Below are 207 nucleotides of genomic sequence, written 5' to 3' on the forward strand. Positions count from 1 at the left end.
AAAAGGAAATATCTATTGCATGTTATTAACTTAAGTTATGTTCTTTTAAAGCATATTATAAATATACATAGTGAGAAATGAAACAATAATTATTCAAATGAAAAACCCCCTGAATTTTTAAAGCGATCCAGGGGATTGTTTACCGATGATTCTCTATATTTCATACCGATCACAAACTTTTTTAGGATAATGGTATGTCCAAGTTTA

It is taken from the genome of Bacillus sp. JJ783, from assembly GCF_036963225.1.
GTDB lineage: Bacteria > Bacillota > Bacilli > Bacillales > Bacillaceae_G > Bacillus_A > Bacillus_A cereus_U.